The sequence below is a fragment of the Caulobacter sp. FWC26 genome (assembly GCF_002742645.2).
Classification (GTDB): Bacteria; Pseudomonadota; Alphaproteobacteria; order Caulobacterales; family Caulobacteraceae; genus Caulobacter.
The window spans coordinates 1,443,557-1,464,982 of record NZ_CP033875.1 but is presented as its reverse complement, the minus strand read 5'-3'; the positions used below and the strand labels follow the sequence as shown (position 1 = coordinate 1,464,982).

The window sequence follows — 21,426 nt, the reverse complement described above, 5'->3', positions numbered from 1 at the left end:
TCAGCATCCCACCAGACCCGCGCCGACGAAGTTTCGGTTGGCGCCCACGCCGACGCCGCCGAAGTGCTGCCCGGCCGCAATCCCGACACCGACGGCGCCCGGCGGAGTCGCCAGGGCTACACCATAGCCGCCCGACGGCGTGAAAATCCCAAGGCCGGTCTTGAAGCAGCGGTTGTCGCCGCGCGGGTCCCAGACTTCGACCTTGCCGTCGGCGCGCGTGAACGCCCAGCGCTCGCCGCGTTCGTCACGGCCCGAGACGACCACCTGGCCAGGGCGCGTGGCGTCAACGCCATAGGCCTGCCGGCTAAAGCCGTCGACCGAGCACGAGGACACCAAGCCCGGGCGGCTCAGATCGCCGGCGAATTGGGCGGCCGAACCGCTCTGGGCGTTGTAGGCCGAGACGTCCGTCCCGGTCCCCCGGCCGCTGTTGACGAAGACCTGCGTCCCGGTCGCGCTGTCATAGCTCATGATGTCGGGCGCTGCGCCCGTCATCGGCGAGCCGCAGACCTCTCGTCCACGCCCGGGACCGCCGCCCGGACCGCTCTGGGCCCAGGCCTGGGTCGTGACGAGACTGGACAGGGTCACCAGAGCGCAGAGGGAAGCGGCCAGCGGGCCACGGAAAGACTGGCTCATCGCGGAGCTCCCCCTTGTTGAGGCGCGGAAACGGGCGCGCCGGCGAGCGGCGGGCCGGAAAGTTCGGCAGGCCCCTGTGCGGTGACGCCGGCGGTGATCGCGGGCGCGGGCCAATAGCTGTCGAAATCCAGCCGAGCTCGGTCACGCGGCGTGCGATAGAGCTCCGGCGCTTCGAACCACGGACGGCAGGTCAGCTCGCCGTTGAAAAAACCCGTGACCAAAGCGCGGCAGCCTTCAGGCCGCGCATAGACGCGGTTGTCGACGGCGCGAACCTGACCGCCGGCGTCGGCGTAGATGCCCGAGCGCATGACGCCCATGATCTTGTTGTTCGACGCGAACACCACGCCGGACGCGGCGTAGATACCCACATCCACGGCCTCAAGCTCGCCCTCAACCACGCGCAGGTTGGCGTTTTCGAGCGTCACGGCCCAGTCGCTGTCGCGCACCACCGGACGCAGCAGCGCGGTCTCGTCGCCGCCGCCGACATAGATCCCGCGCGAGAAGCCGTCGACATAGAGGCCATCGATCTGGACCAGCTGCTGGCGGTTCATGCCGGCGATGATGAAGCCCGCCGAGTTGCGGGTGCGCGAGGACCCCGTCCAGTCGCCCAGACGCACGACGCGGACATCGCGCAGCCGGCTGTCGCCCGAGGTCTCCAGCGCCGCGCCAATGGCGGTGGCGGCGATCTCGACGTCGGCGGCCATGATCGTGCCGGTGGCCTTGACCACGGGCTGGCGGGTGCGGCCGATGAAGGTGGTCTGGGCCAGCTCGATCCGGCTGTCGCCGACGTCGAAGGCCGAGCCCTCGCCGTCATACCGCACGGTCACGCCGCGCATCGCGATCTCGGTGGCGCGGCCGACGATGCACGAGGCGGCGCCGGCGCGAGTGGCTTCGATGCCCAGACCGTCCAGCACCACGTACTGCACGCCCGCCTGGATCTTGATGCAGGGCTGGCCGCTGCTGGCGATCAGGATCGGACGTGAGCGGCTGGGCGAATAGTCGCGCACCACGATGCTGATCGCCTTCGTGATGTTCAGCGAGTCGACGCAGGCGCCGCCATTGGTCGAGGTCAGTGTCAGCACATCGCCTTCATAGAGGCGATAAAGCGTGTCGGAGATTTGGCCCGGATAGGCGTAGTCGCAGTTGATCTCCCGCGAGACATAAGCGTAGCCGCCGCCGTTGCTGTAAGGGACTACACAGCGGCCCTTGGCGCGGATCGTGCCCCGGGGACACGGCTTCGGCCGCACGTCACGGACCTTACAGCCGTGGGAAAGATTGGGCTGCAGCAGGAGCCCGAAGCAAGGACGGATCTGCTGATCGATCTTGGCGTCGGGCGAGGCGACGGCCAGCTCGGGCGAGGCGGCGAGAGCGGCGCCGAGGGTCACAGCGGCCCAAAGCGCCAGCAGGCGGCTGAGGCGGCGCATCTAGTAGTTCCCTTCGTTGTACGGACGGCCGCCTCGGTCGGGGCCGGGCTGATCCTGTCGCGGGTCGCGATCATCGGCGCGCGGCGCCGCGCGGTCATACTCGGCGCCATAGGCGGGACGTGGAAGCGGACGCTCGCCCGCCGCACGCGGCGGACGCGAAACCTGCGCCAACAGTTGTTGCAATCGCCAGGCCGAAGGCTTGAAACCGGCCAGCGCGCCGTCGATCTGATAGACCACCGCCTTGGCGCGATCCTGATCGGCCACGCCCTGAAGGCCCAGCGAAAAGAAGGTCGACATGGCGTACTTGGCTTCCGCCGATCCCTGCCGTTCGGCCTCTTCGTACCAATGATAGGCGCGAGCGTAGTCCCGCGGCACGCCGACACCCTCGGAGTACATCACCGCCAGCACGAGCTGAGCCTTGGAAGAGCCGTTGACGGCGGCGTACTGGATCGCGCGCACCTTCTCGATCGGCGCCAGACGGCCAGTGTTCGGGCGCCCGATCATGCCTTGGAAGGTCTGAGCTTCGGTCACCCCCAGAAGCTTCTCGTCCAGGATCGCCGTCGGGATGACCCGAAGATAGGCCAGGGCTTCGCCGACATGGACGAACGGAAGCTCGGTGAGCCGCGACAGCGCCGCCTCACGCGCTTCGCCCGACAGGTCCGCCTCGTCGGAATGCGGCACGCCGGAGTCCGGCGAGTCGGGCGGATAAAACTCGTACGGCGGGATCCAGCGCTTGGCCTTGGTCTCAACGAAGGAGCCGTAAGACGCCCTCTGCGGGGACGAACGCTCGAAGTCCTTCAGCATCACGTAAGCCGAGACGTCGCCGGTCTGCACCGCCAGATAGTTGTAGAGATAGGCGTCCACATCATTGCGCCGGAACAGGTCCAGCGCCGCCGGCGCGCCGGGCTGGCTGGGCTTGCCGTAAGCCTCGATGGCCTGGAGATTGTCCGAGGGCTCGCCGAACGGACCGAAATAGCCGTCGTGCATCCGCGCAAGGGTGCGGAAGCCATCCGCGCCTTGGCTGGACAGGATGTAAATCATGCGATTGCGGACCCGCTCGCGCTCCTCGGTCGACATGCGCGACAGCAGCCGATCCAGCGCGCCATAGGCGCTGCGCCGCTCGAACGCGCGGCAGTCGTCGAAGCGGGAAACGGCGCGGGAGTCCTTGCCGCGGCGTTCATAGGCGGCGATCGGCGCATAGCCGCCGGAATTGGCCAGCGCCATGCCGTACCAGACAGCCGCCTCGACCGGATCTTCCAGATTCTTGTCGACGGCGCGCTGGCCTTCGTAGCGGCGCGCGAGTTCAAGCTGGGCGAAGAAATCGCCTCGGAAACCGCCCTGCCGAAGCGACCGGATTTCCTGCTGCTGCTGATTGAACTGCCCCGAAACTCCCTGAGCGGCCTGAGGACGCGGGCAGGCGCTGGCCCGTTTGTGGAACCAGAAGCTGGGGCCTGTGTCGCAGCCCACCAGGGGAATCACTACAGCCGCGACCAGGACGCTGACGGGCGCTCGGCGCAGGAGAACAGCGCGGCTGGCGACCAGGCTCTCCGCCTTGTCGCGGAGCCTGCGAAGGCGCGCAATTGCGTCCCCGGCATCGCGCATGAATCCCCCTTCAGCCGTCGCCGTTAACCATAAATCAATGATCTCTCATGTTCCCGGGACGGGCCACTGTCAAGGTCAGCTCAGTCCGCCCGACCATGAAGACTTTGTGCGACGCCTCCGGTTCGCGCGACAGGCGAATTCGCGGAACTTCCGCGCGGCGAGACAGGGATAAAATAACTATCCAGAACGAAAACGAGTCGGCGGCTAAACTGGCTAGCCACCGACTCGCACATGGGAAAGTCGCGTTTAAGTCCGACGAAATCAGCGTCCGGTCGGCATGTCCTTGAACGGAACATCCTTGTCGACTCGAACGTCGCCGGGCAGTCCGAGGACCCGTTCGGCGATGATGTTCTTGAGGATTTCGTCGGTTCCGCCCGCGATCCGCAGGCCCGGGGCCCACATCAGGCTTTGCTGGAAAGCGGCCTCGGCCGGCGCGACGTCAGGATCGGAGAGGATGCCGTACTGATCCTCCATCTCCACGGCCGTATTGGCCAGCTCCTGCAGCTGGTTGGCCGAGATGATCTTGCCGATCGAGCTCTCCGGCCCCGGCGTCTGGCCGCGCGAAAGCGCGGTCATGGTGCGGAACCGCGTGAACTTCAGGCCTTCGGACTGCACGTACCAGTCAGCCAGCTTCTCGCGGAATCCCTGCTCCTTCAGCGCCGGGCCGGCGATGCCCGAGAGCTCGCGGGCCAGCTTCATGATCTCGCGATAGTTGGGGCCCGTCGAACCGCCAACAGCGAGGCGCTCGTTCATCAGAGTGACGAGGGCGACCTTCCAGCCGTCGCCGACCTCGCCCAGACGCTGGCTGTCCTTGACGCGCAGGTCGGTGAAGTAGACCTCGTTGAACTCACGTCCGCCCGACATCTGGTGGATCGGACGGCACTCGACCGCCGGATCCTTCATGTCGATCCAGAACATGGTCAGGCCCTTGTGCTTGGGCACGTCGGGATCGGTCCGGGTCAGCAGGATGCCGTAGTCGCAATAGTGCGCGCCGGTGGTCCAGACCTTCTGGCCGTTGATCACCCACTCGTCGCCATCCTTGACTGCCCGGGTGCGCAACGCGGCGACATCAGAGCCGCCGGCTGGTTCGGAGAACAGCTGGCACCAGATCTCCTCGCCACGCACGGCGGGGCCCACGAAACGCTTCTTGGTCTCGCCGTCGGAGAAGGCCATCACGGTGGGCACGCACATGCCCAGTCCGATCGTGAAGTAGCCGTAGCCAAGACCGGCTTTGGTCTCCTCCTGGCCAAAGATCACCGACTGGATCGGCGTGCCGCCGCCCCCGCCGATGGCGGCCGGCCAGGTGATGCAGGCATAGCCGGCGCTGGCCTTGGTGGCCTGCCATTCCTTGGCGGCGGCCATGTGCTCGGGCGTATTCGGCTTCAGCTCGCCCCACTTGGCGCGGTGCGCCGCAGCGTTTTCAGCAAGCCAGGCGCGCGCTTTCTCGCGATAGGCGGCTTCTTCGGTGGAATCGTTGAAATCCATGATTTTCCGCTCCTTAAGCCGCGTTCTTCTTTTCAAGTTCGGCCACCAGCCGCTCCTTCCACACCTTCGGCGCCCCGGCCACGAGGCTCAGTTGGCGCGAACGGCGGTAGAAGAGGTGGCAGTCGACGTCCCAGGTGAAACCCATGCCGCCATGGACTTGGATGTTCTCCTTGCTGGCGAACCAGAAGGCGTCCGAGGCGGCGATGCGCGCCGCGGCGGCCGCGATCGGCAGCTCCGGCGCGTCGTCGTTCAACGCCCAGGCGCCGTAATAGGCGTTCGAGCGCGCGACCTCGTTCTTGACGTACATGTCGGCCAGCTTGTGCTTGACGGCTTGATAGCCGGCGATGACCCGGCCGAAAGCGTAACGGCCCAAGGCGTACTCCTTGGCCATCTCCAGGCACCGATCGGCGCCGCCGAGCTGCTCGAACGCCAGAAGCACAGCAGCACGATCCATGATCCCCTGGACCACCTCGAAGCCCGCGCCCGCATCGCCGACACGCTCGGCGGCCGCGCCGTCGAACACGATCTTGGCGACGCCTCGCGTGGGATCCAGGCTCTTGAGCGTCTCACGGGACACGCCCGCGCCCTTCAGGTCGACCAGGAAAAGGCCAGGACGTCCGCTTTCCGAGGCCAGGACCAGGGCGATATCAGCGACATCGCCATCGGTGACGGGGATCTTGGTCCCCGAGAGCTTGCCGCCTTCGACGCGGCACTGCAGCGTCGCCGGGCCGACCACGCCTGGACCTTCCGAGGTCGCCAGGCAACCGATCACCTCGCCCGCCGCGATGCGGGGCAGGATCGAAGCCTTCTGGGCCTCCGAACCGTAGGCCATCACGCCCTCGGCGAGGAAATAGACCGTCGACGCGAACGGGATCGGCGCGACCGCGCGTCCCAGTTCCTCGGCGATGGCGCAAAGCTCGACGCGACCAAGACCCAGGCCGCCATGTTCCTCGGGGATCGAGGCCCCCAGCCAGCCCTGCTCGGCGACGCCCTTCCAGAGCTTTTCATCGAACGAGCGGTCGGCGTTGTCGAGCACGCCGCGCACCACGCCCACATCGCAATTTCCGGCTAGGAACTTGCGCGCCTCCTCCTTCAGGAACTTCTGATCGTCCGAATAGTCGAAATCCACTGGAACCTCCCTGGCCGCGCTCTGTGGCGCGTCACGCAGGGCACACTGAACGACGTTCACGCGAAGGGAAAGATTGACCCGGCGTCAAGAATTTCAGGTTCTTATGGCGACAGCTTCACGACTGCGGATCCATCGCGCCCATGGCCAAGACCCTCTTCCAGAAGAACCAGCGCGTGTGGGTGGACAGCGTCGGTTGCTGGGCGATCATCGAGCGGATCGTTCCTATCTGGGCCAAGGGTTTCGACGAACCGGTCCGGGTCACCTACGACGTCGGACTGGGACGCGAGTTCCAAGGCCACGAACTGAAGCCCGAGGACAAGATCGAGCCGCAGGATGACGGCTCCGACGCCAACTGGCGCGTGCTGCGGGCCCGCAACAAGTGGCAGCAGGAGGGCGATTGCGCCCACCACCCCTATCCGGGCACCTACCCCGTCGTAGTCACCGATCCCAACGACTGGGGCGGCTGGCGCACGCCCGGAGCGGAGTACGACCGAGATCCCTACAAGATGGAGTATCAGGCCAGACTGATCGCCAGCGCGCCCCGCTTGCGCGCGGTCGCCCGTGAGCTGGTGGCCCTGGTGTCCGAGAGTCCCGAGGACGCACCGCCGGCCCTGGCGGCGCTGGCTCAGAAAGTCATGCTGGTGGAGCGCTACCTGCAGGAGGCTCCGCCGCCCCCGCCCGCCGGCGACCAATAATTCAACCCGAGCCGCCAGGCTCCCCTCGCCGAGGCGAACGCGCAGGACTAAGTAGGGTCCATGCGCACTGATACGCCCCAAGCCGTTCGCCTCGCGGACTACCGCCCCTTCCCGTTCGCCATCGACAATACGCGGCTGGTCTTCGACCTGCATCCGAACCAGACGCGGGTAAAGGCCGAGCTGTCGGTGCGTCGCACAGGCGCGACATCGGAACCCCTGGTGTTGAACGGCGAGCGGTTGAAACTGTTGTCGGTCGCCATCGACGGCCAGACGCTCGCGCCCAGCCAGTACGGCGTCGACGCAGAACATCTCACCCTGCCCGAGACGCCCGACGCTTTCGTGCTGACCACCGAGGTCGAGATCGATCCGGCCGCCAACAAGGCGCTGATGGGCCTCTACATGTCCGGCGGGCGCTTCTGCACCCAGTGCGAGGCCGAGGGCTTCCGCACGATCACCTATTTCCCCGACAGGCCAGACGTGCTTTCGCGCTACAGCGTGCGGATCGAGGCCGACGCCAAGTTCCCTCACCTGCTCAGCAACGGCAACCCGGTGGCCTCGGGCCCGCTCGATGGCGAACGCCATTTCGCCGAGTGGACGGACCCGTTCCCAAAGCCCTGCTATCTCTTCGCGCTTGTCGCGGGCGACCTCGACGTGCTGGCGGACACCTTCGTCACCATGAGCGGCCGGGAGGTCGCGCTGCGCGTCTTCGTCGACCCGGGCCATGCGTCGCGGGCCGCCTACGCGCTGGACAGCCTCAAGCGGGCGATGAAGTGGGACGAGGAGGTCTTCGGTCGGGAATACGACCTCGACCTGTTCATGATCGTCGCCGTGCGCGACTTCAACTTCGGGGCCATGGAGAACAAGGGGCTGAATATCTTCAACAGCTCCCTGCTGCTGGCCGACCCGGAAACAGCCACGGATGTCGACTACGAGCGCATCGAGGCGGTCGTCGCCCACGAGTACTTCCATAACTGGACCGGCAACCGCATCACCTGCCGCGACTGGTTCCAGCTGTGCCTGAAGGAGGGCTTCACGGTCTTCCGCGACCAGGGCTTCAGCGCCGACATGCGCGGGGCCGCGGTCCAGCGCATGAAGGACGTGCGCGCGCTGCGGGCGCGTCAGTTCGCCGAAGACGCCGGCCCCCTGGCTCACCCGGTCCGCCCCTCCAGCTACCTGAAGATCGACAACTTCTACACCGCGACCATCTACGAGAAGGGCGCGGAGATCATCCGGATGCTGAAGGCGATCCTGGGGCCGGACGCGTTCCGAAAGGGCTGCGACCTCTACTTCCAGCGTCACGACGGCGAGGCGACCACCGTCGAGGCCTTCATCGCCTGCTTCGCCGAGGCGTCGGGCCGGGACCTCTCGGCCTTCTTTGGCTGGTACGAACAGGCCGGTACGCCCTCTGTGACGATCGAGACGGCCTACGACGCCGGGGCGCGGGCCTTGACCCTGACCCTGTCTCAAACCACTGCGCCCACACCTGGCCAGCCTGTAAAGAAGCCGCTTCCGATCCCGGTCGCGATCGGTCTGCTGTCGTCGGAAGGCGCGGTCCTGCGCGACACCGAAATCGTACTGTTGGACCAAGCGCACATGACGGTCCGCTGGGACGACATCGCCGAGCCGCCCGTGCTCTCCGCGCTGCGCGGCTTCTCCGCGCCGGTGAACCTGTCGACCGACGCGCGGCCGTCGGATCGCTACGTGTTGTTCGGCTCTGACCCGGATCTCTTCAATCGCTGGGAAGCCGGCCAGACCCTGGCCCGAGACCTGATCCTGTCCCGCGCCACAGGTGCGCCTGATGAGGTTGGCGAGGAACGTTACGCCGAAGCCCTGGGCCGCGCGCTGGTCGACGACACCGCCGAACCGGCGTTCAAGGCCTTGCTGCTGGCGCTGCCGTCCGAGCCTGACCTGACGCTGATGATCGAGGCCGCCGATCCCGCCGCTTTGCACGAGGCTCGCGACCATCTGCGCACGCGGATCGCCGTGCACTTGGGCGACCTGCTGCGTCGCCTGCATGGCGAGATGCAGAGCACCGGCGCGTTCTCGGCCGAGGCTTCAGCAGCTGGCCGGCGCGCGCTTCGCAACGCCTGCGCCGAGGCGCTCGCGGCCGATCCGCACGCCGAAAACCTGGCGCGGCTCAAGGGCCACTTCGATGCGGCGCTGAACATGACGGACCTTATTGGCGGGCTCTATCCGCTGGTGGTGCTCGGCGGAACTTTCCGCGACGAAGCGCTGGAAGCCTTTCACCGGGCCTGGAAGGCTGAGCCGCTGGTGCTGGACAAATGGTTCGCGGTTCAAGGGCGCGATCCCAACCCCGACGCGCTCGAACGGGTGATCGCCCTCACCCGCCATCCGGATTTCGAGCCCACCAACCCCAATCGGCTGCGCGCCCTCATATCGACCTTCGCAAACTTCAACCCGGCGCGTTTCCATGACCCCAGCGGCGCCGGATATGCGTTCCTGGCGGACGAGATCCTCAAGGTCGACGCCTTTAATCCCATGACGGCGGCGCGCCTCGTCGAGCCTCTTGGCGGCTGGCGACGCTACAAGCCAGAGCTCGGAGGGCTGATGCGGACTCAGCTGGAGCGCATCGCCGCGCACCCCAACTTATCCAAAAACGTGTTGGAGCTCGCAACCAAGGCGCTCGGCTGACCGGTCTTCCTGGCGAAGGCCGGCCCCTAGATTGCGACCAATAGGCTCACACATCTGGAAATCGCCGGTTCGGCGGTGACGCGAACCGTGGCGGTACGTTAGATTCACCGTCTGGCGAAGTGACTCGCCATGGGGATCCACGTGAGCCGGACGCGTTGAAAAGGGGCATGGCCAGACACGGGGGGACGGCAGACGCCGGACCGACCGCGCCTACCGCCATGCGCGCGAAGTCCTTGGCTGCGCCATCGCAGGCGCTGGTTCGCATCGTGATCCTGGCGGCTTTGCTCCTGTTGGCCGTCTACACCGCCTTTGGCGTGAAACGCTTGCAGAGCGAGGCGTCGGTGCAGCCCGGGGGCGCCCCTCTGGCCGCAAAGGCTGAACTGATCGCCGGGCGTGTGGACGCCAATCTCGCCGCGCAGCGCGCGGGACTTTCTGCCGCCTCGGACCTGTTGAAACGCGACCCCGGCGCGACGATGGACGCCGCCGAGACCGCCCTGCGCGCCGCCGGCGGCGAAGCGGCCGCGGTCGCCGTGGTCAGTCAGGCCGGCGTCGTCTCGATCGCGGGCCGCGACGACGGCGCGGACTGGAAATCGGCTGCTCAAGCTGCGGGAGCTGCGGGGCGAAGCACCTGGGTTGGGTCGATCGGCGAAACCGGTCGCCTTTACGTGGCCACCGCGACCTCCCTCGATAACGCCCGCGCCTATGTGATCTCCAGTGGTGATGCGTCGCGCCTCCTTGCAGAACCTGCGAAGGACGAGAGCGGCGCTTTGGCCCTGGCCGGCGGCCAGCTCATCGCCGCCAAAGGCCGTAACGTTCAAGGCGCAGGGGCGCTGCGGGAAGCCTTTGCGGTGTCCATCGAGGATATCGGGGAAGGCGCCGGCGCCGTTCGCGGCCAAGGCGTCGATGGCGTTGTGCTGGACGTCGCCGTACAACCGGTCGCCGAGGGCGCCCTGCTGGCCATCGCCGCCGCCCCCACCCGGTCCATGGCCAACCTCGATCAACAGGTCATGGAAGGCGCCTTCAACCTGCTGGTGCCGCTGGGCGTCGGCATCGCCCTGGCGCTGTTGCTGATGATCCAGAGCCGGAAGGCCGAGGTCGCGCACCGTGAGTTCGTGGACAGCGAGCGCCGCTTCCGTCTCGCGGTCGAGGCCGCGCGTTGCGGTATCTGGGAGTGGGACCTGAACGGCGATCAAGTCTACCTCTCCGATGTCACGGGCGCGATGTTCGGGTGGGGCGGCGGCGGCGTCGTCTCGGGTCAGGACCTGCTGGAACGCATCTCGATCGATCATCGCGAACGCGTGAGACAGGCGCTGGCCAATGCGGCCATGTACGGCGCGTTCGATGTGTCGTTCCGCGTGCCGGCCAACGAGCAAGGCGCGCGGTCGCTATGGATCGACGCGCGCGGTCAGGGCTTCGGCCAGCCCGGCGGCGATGGCCACGCCCGGATCATCGGCGTGGCGCTGGACGTCACCGAGGAACGGATCGCCCAAGCCCGCGCCCAGGCCGCCGAGAACCGCCTGCGCGACGCCATCGAAAGCGTCTCCGAAGCCTTCGTTCTGTGGGATCGGCAGGGCCGGCTGCTGATGTGCAACCGCAACTATCGTAGCGTCTTCTCGCTGGAGCCCAAGATCCTGAAGCCCGGCGCCGCCCGCGCCGAGGTCAATCGCTTCGCCGCCTTGGCGATCAAGCAGGAGCACCCCGCCCCCGACGGCGCCAAGGGCGTACGCGAGGCGGAGATGATGGACGGCCGCTGGATCCAGATCAGCGAACGCCGCACGGCCGAGGGCGGCTTGGTCATGACGGCCGCCGATATCACCGCGATCAAGACCCAGGAAGAAGCCCGCCGGCGCAACGAGGAACAGCTTCAGAACGCTGTCACGGGCCTTGAGCGCAGCCAGGAGCAACTGGCCGAGCTTGCCCGCAAGTACGAGACCGAGAAGGTCAAGGCCGAGAGCGCCAACAAGGCCAAGAGCGAGTTCCTGGCCAACATGTCCCATGAACTGCGAACGCCGCTGAACGCCATCAACGGCTTCTCCGAGATCATGATGAACGAGATGTTCGGGCCGCTGGGCGACCAGCGCTACAAGGGCTACAGCCAGGACATCCACTCGTCGGGGCAACACCTGCTGGCCCTGATCAACGACATCCTCGACATGTCCAAGATCGAAGCCGGCAAGATGAACCTCAAGTTCGAGCCGATGCACCTGGAGGACGTCGCCGAGGACGCCGTGCGGCTCGTGCGTAACCGCGCCGAGGCTGCGGGCCTGAAGCTGAACATCGAGTTCCCGCAACTTCCCGAGATCGAGGCCGACTATCGCGCGGTCAAGCAGGTGCTGCTGAATCTGCTGTCGAACGCGATCAAGTTCACGCCCCGGGCGGGAAGCGTCACCGTCCGCGCCGAAGTGCGTCGCGATCCCTTCGGCGATCTGGTCAAGGTCTCGGTCACCGACACCGGCATCGGGATCGCCAAGGAGGATCTGGCGCGGCTGGCCAAGCCGTTCGAGCAGGTCGAAAGCCAATTCTCGAAGACAACCCAGGGCACGGGACTGGGTTTGGCCCTGACGAAGTCGCTGATCACCCTGCACGACGGCGTGCTGGAGATGCACTCGACGCCGGGCGAAGGCACGACGGTGAGCTTCACCCTGCCCGTCCGACAAAGCCAGCAGAAGTCATCGCGCGACTTCGTGGCGGCCTAAAAAGAAAACCCCCGCCGACCATGTCGACGGGGGCTTTTCGAGGTCCCTCGGGACAGACGCTTACGCGCCGCCCGGGAAGCGGAACGGAACCTTCACAGTGCCGGTCTTGGCGCCCATCGGCAGCTTTTCGGCGATGCACATGGCGGCCTTATCGAAGCCCTTGCCCGCCGCGCTGTTGTCCACGACCTTGCAGTCCGACAGCTTGCCGCCGTCGGCGTTGCACTCAAGCATGACTTGCGCGGCGTCGCGCGTGTTAGCGAACTGCTGCAGGCAGCGGCTCATCTGGTCTTCGAAGCCACCGGCGGCCGAGGCCGCCTGAGCGACGAAGAAGCTGCCAGCGATACCCGCGGCGATCGCGATCGAGAATTTCATAGCCGCCCATCCCTTCTGGCGAACAAAGTTGATGAAGGGGTTGTCTCAAAAGCGCGCTAACGAAGACCCAAGTTTTGCGGTTAATCATTTACGAAAGCTGCGCCAGCACCTCGACGCCGCGGCCACCCTCCGAATTATGACTTCTTTTTCATAGACTTAATTCGACGTCATGAAGCAGTCGTAACGGGTGTTCGCCGCCCGACCGCTCTACATCCTCGCTCAACGGATCGCCACGCCGACCACCTGAACCGAGGATCAAGACATGAGCAAACTCGTCAACCGCATCGCTGTCGCCGCCGCCCTGGCCCTGGCCGCCACGCCGATCATCGGCCTGACCGCCGCCCACGCTGCGACGCCGGCGGAAGCGCCGTCCATCCGGATCAAGGTCGGCGACCTGAACCTGTCGCGCCCTGCCGATGCGCGCGAGTTCGAGAAACGCGCCCAAGCCGCCGTGATCGAGGCCTGCCAGGCGAAGGGCTTTCGCGGCTTGTCGGCCCGGGCTTGCCTGATCGACTTCAATGAGGACTTGCAGGCGGCGCTGACCGATCGCCAACGGGCGGAGCTGAAACTGGCTCGCCGGGCCGGCGCAGATATCAACCTGGCCTCCAACTAGGCCGCTTCCAGATCCTGCGAAGGTCCGCAGGCTCAGCCCCGCCGCATCCACGCCGCGACAGCCCACGCATGGGCGTCGTGGCGCAGGGCGACAACGGCGTCGCGAGGATCCAGCCAGACGAGCGCGTGGTCATCCTCGACCTTGAGGTCGGGCTGCAGGCCCGTGACCCGCACCGCATAGACCCCGCCGAAATTTCTCACCGGTTGTCCGTCGGACTTCAGGAAGAACTGCGAGACGCGCTCGATCAACGCGCCCGCCTGCACGACCAGTCCGGTCTCCTCACCGAACTCGCGGACCAAGGCCTCAGCCTCGGTCTCTTCGCCGTCGACCGCGCCGCCGGGCAGGTCAAAGTACGGCGCCTTTCCAGGCTTGGTGACCTGGGCCAGGGCGATCTGGCCCAGGCTGTTTTCGGCCACGCCGAACGCCGCAGGACGATCCTTGTAGTTCAGCCCCGCGACGGGCGCGCCGAAAGCCAGCATCGCTGGCTTAGTCCTTGCCGTAGAGATCAAGCCATGGATCGGCCTTGCCGGACTCGACGTCGGCGACGCTTATTTCAGGGCGATAGCCGATCGTACCCTTGGCGCTGGCGCTCCATGCGTCGACGACAAGATCGCGCAGCGCCGTGGCGCCCGCCGCGATGCGCGTCTGGACAAAGGCCTTGCCGCGCGGGTCGGTGGCCACCAGCGCCCCGGCCTTCTCAAGCTGATAGAGCGGCTCGGTCTGTTTCCAGGTCTCGCTCAGATAGCCGACCACGCGGGTCTCGATCGAGCAGTCGCAGGCCTGATAAGCGGGAACCAGCGCCTGGATCGACGCCTGGTCACCGACCGCCTTGGCCAGCGGCCCTTCGAACTGCGAATGGATTTGGCGCGAGTTGGTGTAACCGTTGGGGTTGGGGTAATCGCCCCAACCGTTGTAGTGCACCGACAGGTGCAGGGGCTGGCTGGCGTCGCCCACATAGTGCGCCCAAACGCCCAGGTCGCGGAGCAGAAGCTCTTCCCGACGCTTCAGGTCGGCCTTGTAGTAGGCGAGCTTGGTGGCGTCCTTCTCGATCTTCACCACCGCCGTCAGGATGCGCCAATAGGTGAAGTCCTTCACCAGCTGCTGATAGCCGTCGATGATCGCGTAGGGCAGATATCCGGCCTTCCAAGCGTCCTGTCCGACAGCCCGAAGAGCGGTCTCGTAATCCGCACGCGTCGGCGGCAAGGTCGCCACGGTGAACATCGGGCCGCCATACATGCGTCCCTGGTCATCGATGTCGAGGAAGTGAGCGGAATCGCGATCGGTGTCGTGGATCTTGCCCGAGCCCTTCCAGCGATCCGGCTCGCGAGCGTACTCCCCGATGGCCGCGATGGCGGTGGGCGTGCGCAGGAAAGCCGGGACGTCCGACGGCAGGCTGCTCGCCGCGACCACACCAACAACACGATGGCCTGAAGCGCCCCAGGCAAGCGCCGAGGTGGCGGGCGTCGCCAGAGCGGCGGCGAGAGCAAGGACTTTCAGGCTGGACGACAGGCGCAAGGACTTAAACTCCGGAAGACTATTTTATGCCGAGGTCGGCTTCGACGCGACCTACCCAGGCTTCGACGGCGGGATAGAGCGACAGATCGAACCCACCCTCGTGCGCAACGCGGGTGTAGGCCACCAGAGCGACATCCGCCAGAGTGACCCTCTCTCCGACCAAGAACGGCGATTGTTTCAGCTGTGTTTCGAGCCGCGCCAGAGCGGCCGCCCCGCGCTCCACCAAACGCGTCTCCAGGCTCTCGGCCGGCTTACCGAGGTAGCGCATCTGGAACCGCGCCACAGCGATGTACGGCTCGTGGCTGTACTGCTCCCAGAACATCCATTCGAGCATTTTCGCCCGATCGAATGCGTCGCTGGGGATCAGAGCCGATCCTTCCGCCAGGTGAAAAATGATCGCGTTGGATTGCGCCAGCGGCCGCCCGTCGGCGAGCACCACCAGGGGGACCTGGCCGGCGGGATTCAAGGCCAGGAACTTGGCTGTCCGCGTCTCGGCGGTCAGCACATTGGTCTCGATCCAATCGTAGGCAAGACCTAGGCGGTCGGCGGTCCACTTTACCTTCAGGCAGTTGCCGGAAATCGAGTCGCCATAGATCCGCAACGCCATGTTTGTCCCCTTGGAAGGCTCCAGAGGAAAAAACGACTCCTCCAAGGCCAAGTTTCAACCCTCTGAATCGATGCCGGTTTTTCCCGCGCGACGCGAGGCTGCGGCGCGCCATATCGACTCACAGGGTTGTCACGGAGCCGTGATCGGACTATCCAGACCCCGCCCGACAGACCGCCGATAAGAGGACACCCTCGATGCGACGCAAGCTCGCCGGAATTTTGGCCACCGCGGTCATCTCCGCGTTCGCCGCTCCCGCCATCGCCGTAGCCGCCCCTGGGGCGGACTCTGCGCCGGCCGCCGCCGCCCAGACTGATCCACTCGGCGACATCATCGCCTCCGCGCTCAGTGGCGGGGCTCTGCCGGGTTCGGTGGAGTGGAAGATGAGGGCGACGATGTATCACGCCGGCGCCAAGGGCATCCGTGCGTTCGACTCGCTAGGCTGCAAGGTCGCCGCCATGCGCACGGTCGCCGTCGATCCGAAGGTGATCCCGCGGCGCACGGTGATCTTCATCAAGGAGACCGTCGGTCTGCCCATGCCGAACGGCGAGAAGCATGACGGCTACTGGTACGCCTCGGACATCGGCGGGGCGATCAAGGGCCTCAAGCTCGACCTGTTCAGCGGCTTTGGCGCGAACTCCATGAAGGCCCTGCGCGACCTGGACCTTTCCAGCCTCTCGGTCTCCAAGGTCGGCGAATTCAAGGGCTGCCCCCCGCAATAGCGGCTCAACTCCGCCAAGCGGACTGGCGTTGCTTCCCGAACTCGGCTTGAATCCTCTGCATCTGGGGAACATCAGGTCTTTGGGGATAGTCCATGCGTCGCCACACGATCAGCATTCTGGCGCTAGCCATCGCGCTTTGCGCAGGCTCGGCGCAGGCCGGCGACACGCTGTCTCGGCTGAAGGCTCGCGCGGCCAAGGTCGAGATCATCCGCGACGATTGGGGCATCGCCCATATCCACGGCAAGACTGACGCCGATGCGGTGTTCGGCATGGCCTACGCCCAAGCCGAGGACGACTTCAACCGCGTCGAGACCAACTTCATGACATCGCTGGGCCGGACCGCAGAAGCCGAGGGCGAGAAGGCGATCTGGGCCGACCTGCGCCAGAAGCTGTTCATCGACCCGGCGGTGCTGAAGGCCGACTACGCCAAGAGCCCAGCCTGGCTGAAGGCGTTGATGAACGCCTGGGCCGACGGCCTGAACTACTATCTGGACACTCATCCGGCGGTGCAGCCGCGCGTCATCCAGCGCTTCGAGCCGTGGATGGCGCTCAGCTTCTCCGAAGGCAGCATCGGCGGCGACATCGAACGGGTGGCGCTCACGCAGTTGGAAGCCTTCTATGGCAAGCGTCAGATGGCCATGACCGCCGACGAGAAGGGCCTTCTCTTTAAGGAGCCCAGCGGTTCGAACGGCATCGCCATCGCGCCAAAGCTGACCCTCGACGGTGAAGCGATGCTGCTGATCAACCCGCACACCAGCTTCTTCTTCCGCTCGGAGATGCAGGTCTCCAGCGGCGAGGGCCTCAACGCCTACGGCGCCACGACCTGGGGCCAGTTCTTCATCTATCAGGGCTTCAACGCCAAGGCCGGCTGGATGCACACCTCCAGCGGCGTCGACGTCGTCGACGAGTTCGCCGAAACGATCGTCGAGAAAGACGGCCAGCGCTTCTACAAGTACGGCGACCAGCTTCGCCCGCTGAAGACCGAGGTGATCACCGTCCCCTATCGCGCCGCCGACGGATCGATGGCCGAGCGCAAGTTCACGGTCTTCAAGACCCATCGCGGTCCCATCGTGCGAGAGGCCGACGGCAAGTGGATCAGCATCGCGCTGATGAACAAGCCCGTCGCCGCGCTTCAGCAGTCGTTCCTGCGGACCAAGGCGACCGACTACGCCTCGTTCATGAAGGTGGCCGAGCTGAAGGCCAATTCCTCGAACAACACCCTGTTCGCCAGCGCCAAGGGCGAGATCGCCTATCTGCACCCGCAGTTCATCCCGATCCGCGACGATCGCTTCGACTACACCAAGCCCGTCGACGGCTCGAACCCGGCGACAGACTGGAAGGGACTGCACGCCCTGAAAGACGCCCCGCAGGTGCTGAACCCGCCGAACGGCTGGGCCTTCAACACCAACAACTGGCCCTATACGGCGGCGGGGCCCTACAGCCCCAAGCAGGCGAATTTCCCGAAATACATGGACACGTTCGGAGAAAACCCGCGCGGGCTTCATGCCGAACTGGTCCTGAAGGACGTGAAGAACCTCACGCTGGGCGGTCTGATCGAGAAGGCTTACGATCCCTACCTGACCGCCTTCGCGCGCCTGATCCCCACGCTCGAGACCGCTTACGCCGCGACGCCGGACAGCGATCCGGTCAAGGCCAAGGTCGCCGCCCAGGTGGCCGACCTGGCCGCCTGGGACCGCAAGTGGTCTAAGCGCTCGACAGAAACCTCGCTCGCGGTGTTCTGGGGCGAGGCGATGTGGGCCAAGGCCGCGCCCGCCGCCAAGGCCGAGGGGCTCAATACCTACGACTACATGGCCGACAAGCTCTCGGCGGCCGACAAGCTGGCGGCCTTGGCCGAAGCCTCCGACCGCCTGACCGCCGACTTCGGCTCATGGAAGACGCCGTGGGGCGAGATCAACCGCTTCCAGCGCAACGATGGCGCCATCGTCCAGACCTTCGACGACAACAAGCCCAGTATCCCCGTCGGCTTCACCTCGGCGCAGTGGGGCTCGCTGGCCTCGTTCGGCGCGAAGCGTTGGCCGGGCACAAAGAAGTACTACGGCACCCTGGGCAACAGCTTCGTGGCCGTCGTGCAGTTCGGCGACAAGGTCCGCGCCCGGGCCGTTTCGGTCGGTGGCGAGAGCGGCGATCCAGCCTCGCCGCACTTCAATGACCAGGCGCTGCGATACAGCGTCGGTAACCTGCGGGACGTCTATTTCTATCCCGAGGACGTCAAGAAGCACGCGGTGCGGACGTATCGACCGGGGGAGTGATTTGGCCCCCTTCCCCCTTGATGGAGGAAGGGTTGGGGATAGGGGTGACCGCTGAACGGGATGCAGCGCGCTGCATCACCCGTCGGATCAACCCCACCCTGCCCTCCCCCATTGAGGGGGAGGGAGAAGCGTCAAATATCCCCGCCCACGTTCGGCGCGACGCCGGGCGCGCGGGCGACATGGATGCCGCACTCGGTCTTCTCCTGGCCGGCCCAACGCCCCGAGCGACCGTCTTCAGACGGCTGGGTGCAGGGCCAGCAGCCGATCGAGGCGTAGCCTTGGGCCACCAGCGGATGGGCCGGCAGGTCATGCTCGGCGACATAGGTGTCAAGCTCGGCCTTGGACCAGTTGGCCAGCGGGTTGAACTTGATCTTGCCGTCAGCCTCCTCGACCACCGGCAAGCTCAGGCGATCGCCGCCATGGAAGCGCTTGCGGCCGGTGATCCAGGCGTCAAAACCGCCCAGCGCCCGGTCCAGCGGCAGCACCTTGCGGATATGGCAGCAGCCGTCGACGCTGGTGCGCCAGAGGTCGGAGTTGGGGTCCTGGGTCGCCAGATCGGCGAAGGCCGGTCGCAGGTCGCGGACATCGGTCAGGCCAAAGCGGGCCGCGAGGTTTTTGCGGTAATCCAGCGTCTGGCCAAACAGCATGCCGGTATCGAGAAAGAGCACCGGGATGGCGGGAGAGACACGCGACGCCAGATGCAGCAGCACCGCCGACTCCGCGCCGAACGACGAGACCAGCGCCAGCTTGTCGCCGAAGCGCTCATGGGCCGTGCGCAGGATTTCGCTCGGATGAGCCTCGCGCAGCTCGGCGTCCAGCCGGGCGGCCAGGCCGGGAGCCGTCGCGCTCGTCTGGTCGTAGGCCATCAGACCGCCCTCTCATCCAAGGCGATCGGGCGATCGTCGGCCGCGCGCTGATAGACATGCCGGAAGCGACTGGCCGCCTTGGTCAGCACGTCAGGCGTCGCGCCGTCAGCGGGCTCGAACGCGTCGAAGCCGCACCGGACCATGAAACCCGCCTGCTCCTGCAGCACATCGCCCACGGCGCGGATCTGGCCTTGATAGCCGAACCGTTCGCGCAGCAGCCGAGCCGAGGTATAGGCGCGACCGTCACGGAACTTCGGAAAGGCCAGGGCCACCACCGCGATGCGCGGCAGGTCATAGGCCAGGACCTCGACCTCATGGTCGGGCTCGATCCGCACGCCGACGCGACGGCTGTTGGAGGACAGCAGAGCGTCCCCCTCGGCCTGGAAGCGGGCCAGCGACAGGATCACGTCGCCAGCGGACGGGATCGCATCGTCGTCAGCCAGATGTGCGAAGCTGTCCTCGGCCCAGCGGGCTTGACCGTCAACGAGCTCAATCAGCTTGGGCATAGACCGCCTCCTTGAAGGGCTCGAGGCCGACCCGACGATAGGTGTCGAGGAAGCGCTCTCCGTCGACGCGGGCGTTCAGATAGGCTTCGACCAGTTGGTCCACGGCCGAGGCGACCTTGTCGGCCGGCAGGGCCGGACCCAGGATCTTGCCGATTGAGGCGTCTTCCGCGCCCGAGCCGCCCAGCGAAAGCTGGTAGAATTCCTCGCCCTTTTTATCGACGCCCAGGATGCCGATGTGGGCGACGTGGTGGTGGCCGCAGGCGTTGATGCAGCCACTGATCTTGATCTTCAGCTCGCCGACCTGTTCGGCGCGATCCAGGTCCGCGAACTGGCGGGCGATGTACTGGGCGACCGGGATGGCGCGGGCGTTGGCCAGGGCGCAGTAGTCGAGGCCCGGGCAGGCGATAATGTCGCTGACCAGGTCGATGTTCGGCGTCGCCAGATTGGCCGCCTGCAGCGCTGCGAACACGGTCGGCAGGTCGTCCAGCTTGATGTGCGGCAGGACCAGGTTCTGAGCGTGGGTCACGCGCAGATCGTTAAAGCCGTAGCGCTCGGCCAGATCGGCCACAACGTCCAGTTGGTCAGCCGAGGCGTCGCCCGGTGTCTGCTCCTGGGCCTTCAGCGAGATTTCGACAATCGCATAGCCGGGCTGCTTGTGGGGGCGGACGTTGTTGCGAACGAACCGGGCGAAGGCCGCGTCCTTGGCCTTGGCCGCCTCGAACGCTTCGGAACGCGCCGGCAGCGTCTCGAACGGCGTCGTGGCGAAGGCGGCGCGGATACGGGCCAGTTCAGAGGCCGGCAGGTCGGCGCGCGCGGCGTCGATCTTGCTCCATTCCTCCTCGACCTGGCGGGCGAACTCTTCGGCGCCCAGCGCAGCGACCAGGATCTTGATCCGGGCCTTGTAGATGTTGTCCCGGCGGCCATGGCGATTGTAGACGCGCAGGACCGCCTCCAGATAGCTTAGCAGCCGGTCGGTCGGCAGGAACTCTTTGATGGTCGGGCCGACATAGGGCGTGCGCCCCTGCCCGCCGCCGACGATCACCTCGAAGCCCTGCTGGCCGTCACGGCCCTGGCGCAGCAAGAGGCCGATGTCGTGGACCTTGGCCGCCGTGCGGTCCCTGGCCGAGGCGGTGATGGCGATCTTGAACTTGCGCGGCAGGAACGAGAATTCCGGGTGCAGGGTCGACCACTGGCGGATCACCTCGCACCAGACGCGCGGGTCGTCGACCTCCTCGGCGGTCGCGCCGGCATAGGGGTCGGACGTGGTGTTGCGGATGCAGTTGCCGCTGGTCTGGATCGCGTGGAGATCCACCTCCGCCAGCTTGTCCAGGATCTCGGGCGCGTCCTTCAGCTTGATCCAGTTGAACTGGATGTTCTGGCGCGTGGTGAAGTGGCCATAGCCCTTGTCATAGTCGCGCGCGATCTCGGCCAGGCGGCGGGCCTGGGTCGGATTTAGCGAGCCGTACGGGATCGCGACCCGCAGCATGTAGGCGTGCAGTTGCAGATAGAGGCCGTTCATCAGCCGCAGCGGCTTGAACTGGTCCTCGGTCAGCTCGCCGGACAGACGGCGGGCGACCTGTCCTCGGAACTCGGCCGAGCGGTCAGCCAGGAATTCCTTGTCGATGAGATCGTACTGGTACAT

18 protein-coding genes are annotated in these 21,426 nt (G+C 66.2%); 6 read left to right on the top strand and 12 right to left on the bottom strand.

Annotated elements, in window-relative coordinates; translation table 11 throughout:
* From CSW63_RS08370 to CSW63_RS08350, 5 genes are all read right to left on the bottom strand, one after another.
* Complete coding sequence (locus tag CSW63_RS08370) at positions 1–633, bottom strand: hypothetical protein (protein WP_062096199.1); 633 nt, start codon at positions 631–633, stop codon at positions 1–3.
* Positions 630–2,057, bottom strand: coding sequence for a hypothetical protein (locus tag CSW63_RS08365; protein WP_062096197.1), 1,428 nt, complete (start codon positions 2,055–2,057; stop codon positions 630–632). The genes CSW63_RS08370 and CSW63_RS08365 overlap by 4 nt, the downstream gene beginning before the upstream one ends.
* Positions 2,058–3,659, bottom strand: coding sequence for a tetratricopeptide repeat protein (locus CSW63_RS08360; protein WP_062096195.1), 1,602 nt, complete (start codon positions 3,657–3,659; stop codon positions 2,058–2,060). It abuts the gene before it with no gap.
* A 261-nt stretch (positions 3,660–3,920) separates the two neighbouring features.
* Positions 3,921–5,144, bottom strand: a complete 1,224-nt coding sequence (locus tag CSW63_RS08355) for an acyl-CoA dehydrogenase family protein (RefSeq protein WP_099503815.1) — start codon at positions 5,142–5,144, stop codon at positions 3,921–3,923.
* 13 nt (positions 5,145–5,157) lie between these two features.
* The gene (locus tag CSW63_RS08350; RefSeq protein ID WP_062099551.1) at positions 5,158–6,273 is read right to left on the bottom strand and encodes an acyl-CoA dehydrogenase family protein; all 1,116 of its coding nucleotides are present in this window, start codon (positions 6,271–6,273) and stop codon (positions 5,158–5,160) included.
* 140 nt (positions 6,274–6,413) lie between these two features.
* Between CSW63_RS08350 and CSW63_RS08345 the strand changes: the two genes are divergently transcribed.
* The 3 genes from CSW63_RS08345 to CSW63_RS08335 all read left to right on the top strand — a co-directional run bounded on the left by CSW63_RS08345 (position 6,414) and on the right by CSW63_RS08335 (position 12,316).
* Positions 6,414–6,968 (top strand): hypothetical protein, encoded by a 555-nt coding sequence (locus CSW63_RS08345; protein WP_062099550.1) that lies wholly within the window; start codon positions 6,414–6,416, stop codon positions 6,966–6,968.
* Positions 6,969–7,028: 60 nt separating this feature from the next.
* On the top strand, positions 7,029–9,620 hold the full coding sequence (pepN, locus tag CSW63_RS08340; protein ID WP_062099549.1) for an aminopeptidase N: 2,592 nt from the start codon (positions 7,029–7,031) through the stop codon (positions 9,618–9,620).
* A gap of 167 nt (positions 9,621–9,787) precedes the next feature.
* Positions 9,788–12,316, top strand: a complete 2,529-nt coding sequence (locus CSW63_RS08335) for an ATP-binding protein (protein WP_062099548.1) — start codon at positions 9,788–9,790, stop codon at positions 12,314–12,316.
* 60 nt (positions 12,317–12,376) lie between these two features.
* Here CSW63_RS08335 and CSW63_RS08330 read toward each other — a convergent pair whose 3' ends face one another.
* The gene (locus CSW63_RS08330; protein WP_062099547.1) at positions 12,377–12,688 is read right to left on the bottom strand and encodes a hypothetical protein; all 312 of its coding nucleotides are present in this window, start codon (positions 12,686–12,688) and stop codon (positions 12,377–12,379) included.
* 262 nt (positions 12,689–12,950) lie between these two features.
* Between CSW63_RS08330 and CSW63_RS08325 the strand changes: the two genes are divergently transcribed.
* On the top strand, positions 12,951–13,301 hold the full coding sequence (locus tag CSW63_RS08325) for a UrcA family protein (protein ID WP_062099546.1): 351 nt from the start codon (positions 12,951–12,953) through the stop codon (positions 13,299–13,301).
* 32 nt (positions 13,302–13,333) lie between these two features.
* Here the strand turns inward: CSW63_RS08325 and CSW63_RS08320 are convergent, their stop codons facing one another.
* Genes CSW63_RS08320 through CSW63_RS08310 form a run of 3 tightly spaced genes read right to left on the bottom strand, consistent with a single transcriptional unit; the run spans position 13,334 to position 15,423 of the window.
* Positions 13,334–13,780, bottom strand: coding sequence for an NUDIX domain-containing protein (locus CSW63_RS08320; RefSeq protein WP_062099545.1), 447 nt, complete (start codon positions 13,778–13,780; stop codon positions 13,334–13,336).
* Between the two features lie 7 nt (positions 13,781–13,787).
* Entirely contained in the window at positions 13,788–14,816 is a 1,029-nt protein-coding gene (locus CSW63_RS08315) for a S1/P1 Nuclease (protein WP_062099544.1), read from the bottom strand.
* A 19-nt stretch (positions 14,817–14,835) separates the two neighbouring features.
* Positions 14,836–15,423 (bottom strand): glutathione S-transferase family protein, encoded by a 588-nt coding sequence (locus CSW63_RS08310; RefSeq protein WP_082749745.1) that lies wholly within the window; start codon positions 15,421–15,423, stop codon positions 14,836–14,838.
* Between the two features lie 194 nt (positions 15,424–15,617).
* On the opposite strand from CSW63_RS08310, the gene CSW63_RS08305 reads away from it, so the two are divergent.
* Together CSW63_RS08305 and CSW63_RS08300 are read left to right on the top strand one after the other, a co-directional pair.
* Positions 15,618–16,142 carry a 3D domain-containing protein gene (locus tag CSW63_RS08305; protein ID WP_062099543.1) on the top strand — a complete coding sequence of 175 codons (525 nt, stop codon included), beginning with the start codon at positions 15,618–15,620 and terminating at the stop codon, positions 16,140–16,142.
* A gap of 92 nt (positions 16,143–16,234) precedes the next feature.
* Complete coding sequence (locus CSW63_RS08300; protein ID WP_062099542.1) at positions 16,235–18,412, top strand: acylase; 2,178 nt, start codon at positions 16,235–16,237, stop codon at positions 18,410–18,412.
* Between the two features lie 131 nt (positions 18,413–18,543).
* Here CSW63_RS08300 and CSW63_RS08295 read toward each other — a convergent pair whose 3' ends face one another.
* From CSW63_RS08295 to CSW63_RS08285, 3 genes are read right to left on the bottom strand one after another with little or no spacing between them, the layout of a single operon-like run.
* Positions 18,544–19,278 (bottom strand): phosphoadenylyl-sulfate reductase, encoded by a 735-nt coding sequence (locus CSW63_RS08295; RefSeq protein WP_062099541.1) that lies wholly within the window; start codon positions 19,276–19,278, stop codon positions 18,544–18,546.
* On the bottom strand, positions 19,278–19,784 hold the full coding sequence (locus tag CSW63_RS08290) for a DUF934 domain-containing protein (RefSeq protein ID WP_062099540.1): 507 nt from the start codon (positions 19,782–19,784) through the stop codon (positions 19,278–19,280). The genes CSW63_RS08295 and CSW63_RS08290 overlap by 1 nt, the downstream gene beginning before the upstream one ends.
* Positions 19,768–21,426: a nitrite/sulfite reductase gene (locus CSW63_RS08285; protein WP_062099539.1), complete on the bottom strand. Its 1,659-nt coding sequence runs from the start codon at positions 21,424–21,426 to the stop codon at positions 19,768–19,770. The genes CSW63_RS08290 and CSW63_RS08285 overlap by 17 nt, the downstream gene beginning before the upstream one ends.

Bases quoted from the DNA above. Each gene is read 5' to 3' on its own strand.
- CSW63_RS08330 (WP_062099547.1), bottom strand. From the start codon at position 12,688: ATGAAATTCTCGATCGCGATCGCCGCGGGTATCGCTGGCAGCTTCTTC.
- CSW63_RS08355 (WP_099503815.1), bottom strand. From the start codon at position 5,144: ATGGATTTCAACGATTCCACCGAAGAAGCCGCCTATCGCGAGAAAGCG.
- CSW63_RS08300 (WP_062099542.1), top strand. From the start codon at position 16,235: ATGCGTCGCCACACGATCAGCATTCTGGCGCTAGCCATCGCGCTTTGC.
- CSW63_RS08285 (WP_062099539.1), bottom strand. From the start codon at position 21,426: ATGTACCAGTACGATCTCATCGACAAGGAATTCCTGGCTGACCGCTCG.
- pepN (WP_062099549.1), top strand. From the start codon at position 7,029: ATGCGCACTGATACGCCCCAAGCCGTTCGCCTCGCGGACTACCGCCCC.
- CSW63_RS08370 (WP_062096199.1), bottom strand. From the start codon at position 633: ATGAGCCAGTCTTTCCGTGGCCCGCTGGCCGCTTCCCTCTGCGCTCTG.
- CSW63_RS08345 (WP_062099550.1), top strand. From the start codon at position 6,414: ATGGCCAAGACCCTCTTCCAGAAGAACCAGCGCGTGTGGGTGGACAGC.
- CSW63_RS08325 (WP_062099546.1), top strand. From the start codon at position 12,951: ATGAGCAAACTCGTCAACCGCATCGCTGTCGCCGCCGCCCTGGCCCTG.
- CSW63_RS08290 (WP_062099540.1), bottom strand. From the start codon at position 19,784: ATGCCCAAGCTGATTGAGCTCGTTGACGGTCAAGCCCGCTGGGCCGAG.
- CSW63_RS08365 (WP_062096197.1), bottom strand. From the start codon at position 2,057: ATGCGCCGCCTCAGCCGCCTGCTGGCGCTTTGGGCCGCTGTGACCCTC.
- CSW63_RS08335 (WP_062099548.1), top strand. From the start codon at position 9,788: ATGGCCAGACACGGGGGGACGGCAGACGCCGGACCGACCGCGCCTACC.
- CSW63_RS08320 (WP_062099545.1), bottom strand. From the start codon at position 13,780: ATGCTGGCTTTCGGCGCGCCCGTCGCGGGGCTGAACTACAAGGATCGT.
- CSW63_RS08310 (WP_082749745.1), bottom strand. From the start codon at position 15,423: ATGGCGTTGCGGATCTATGGCGACTCGATTTCCGGCAACTGCCTGAAG.
- CSW63_RS08360 (WP_062096195.1), bottom strand. From the start codon at position 3,659: ATGCGCGATGCCGGGGACGCAATTGCGCGCCTTCGCAGGCTCCGCGAC.
- CSW63_RS08295 (WP_062099541.1), bottom strand. From the start codon at position 19,278: ATGGCCTACGACCAGACGAGCGCGACGGCTCCCGGCCTGGCCGCCCGG.
- CSW63_RS08305 (WP_062099543.1), top strand. From the start codon at position 15,618: ATGCGACGCAAGCTCGCCGGAATTTTGGCCACCGCGGTCATCTCCGCG.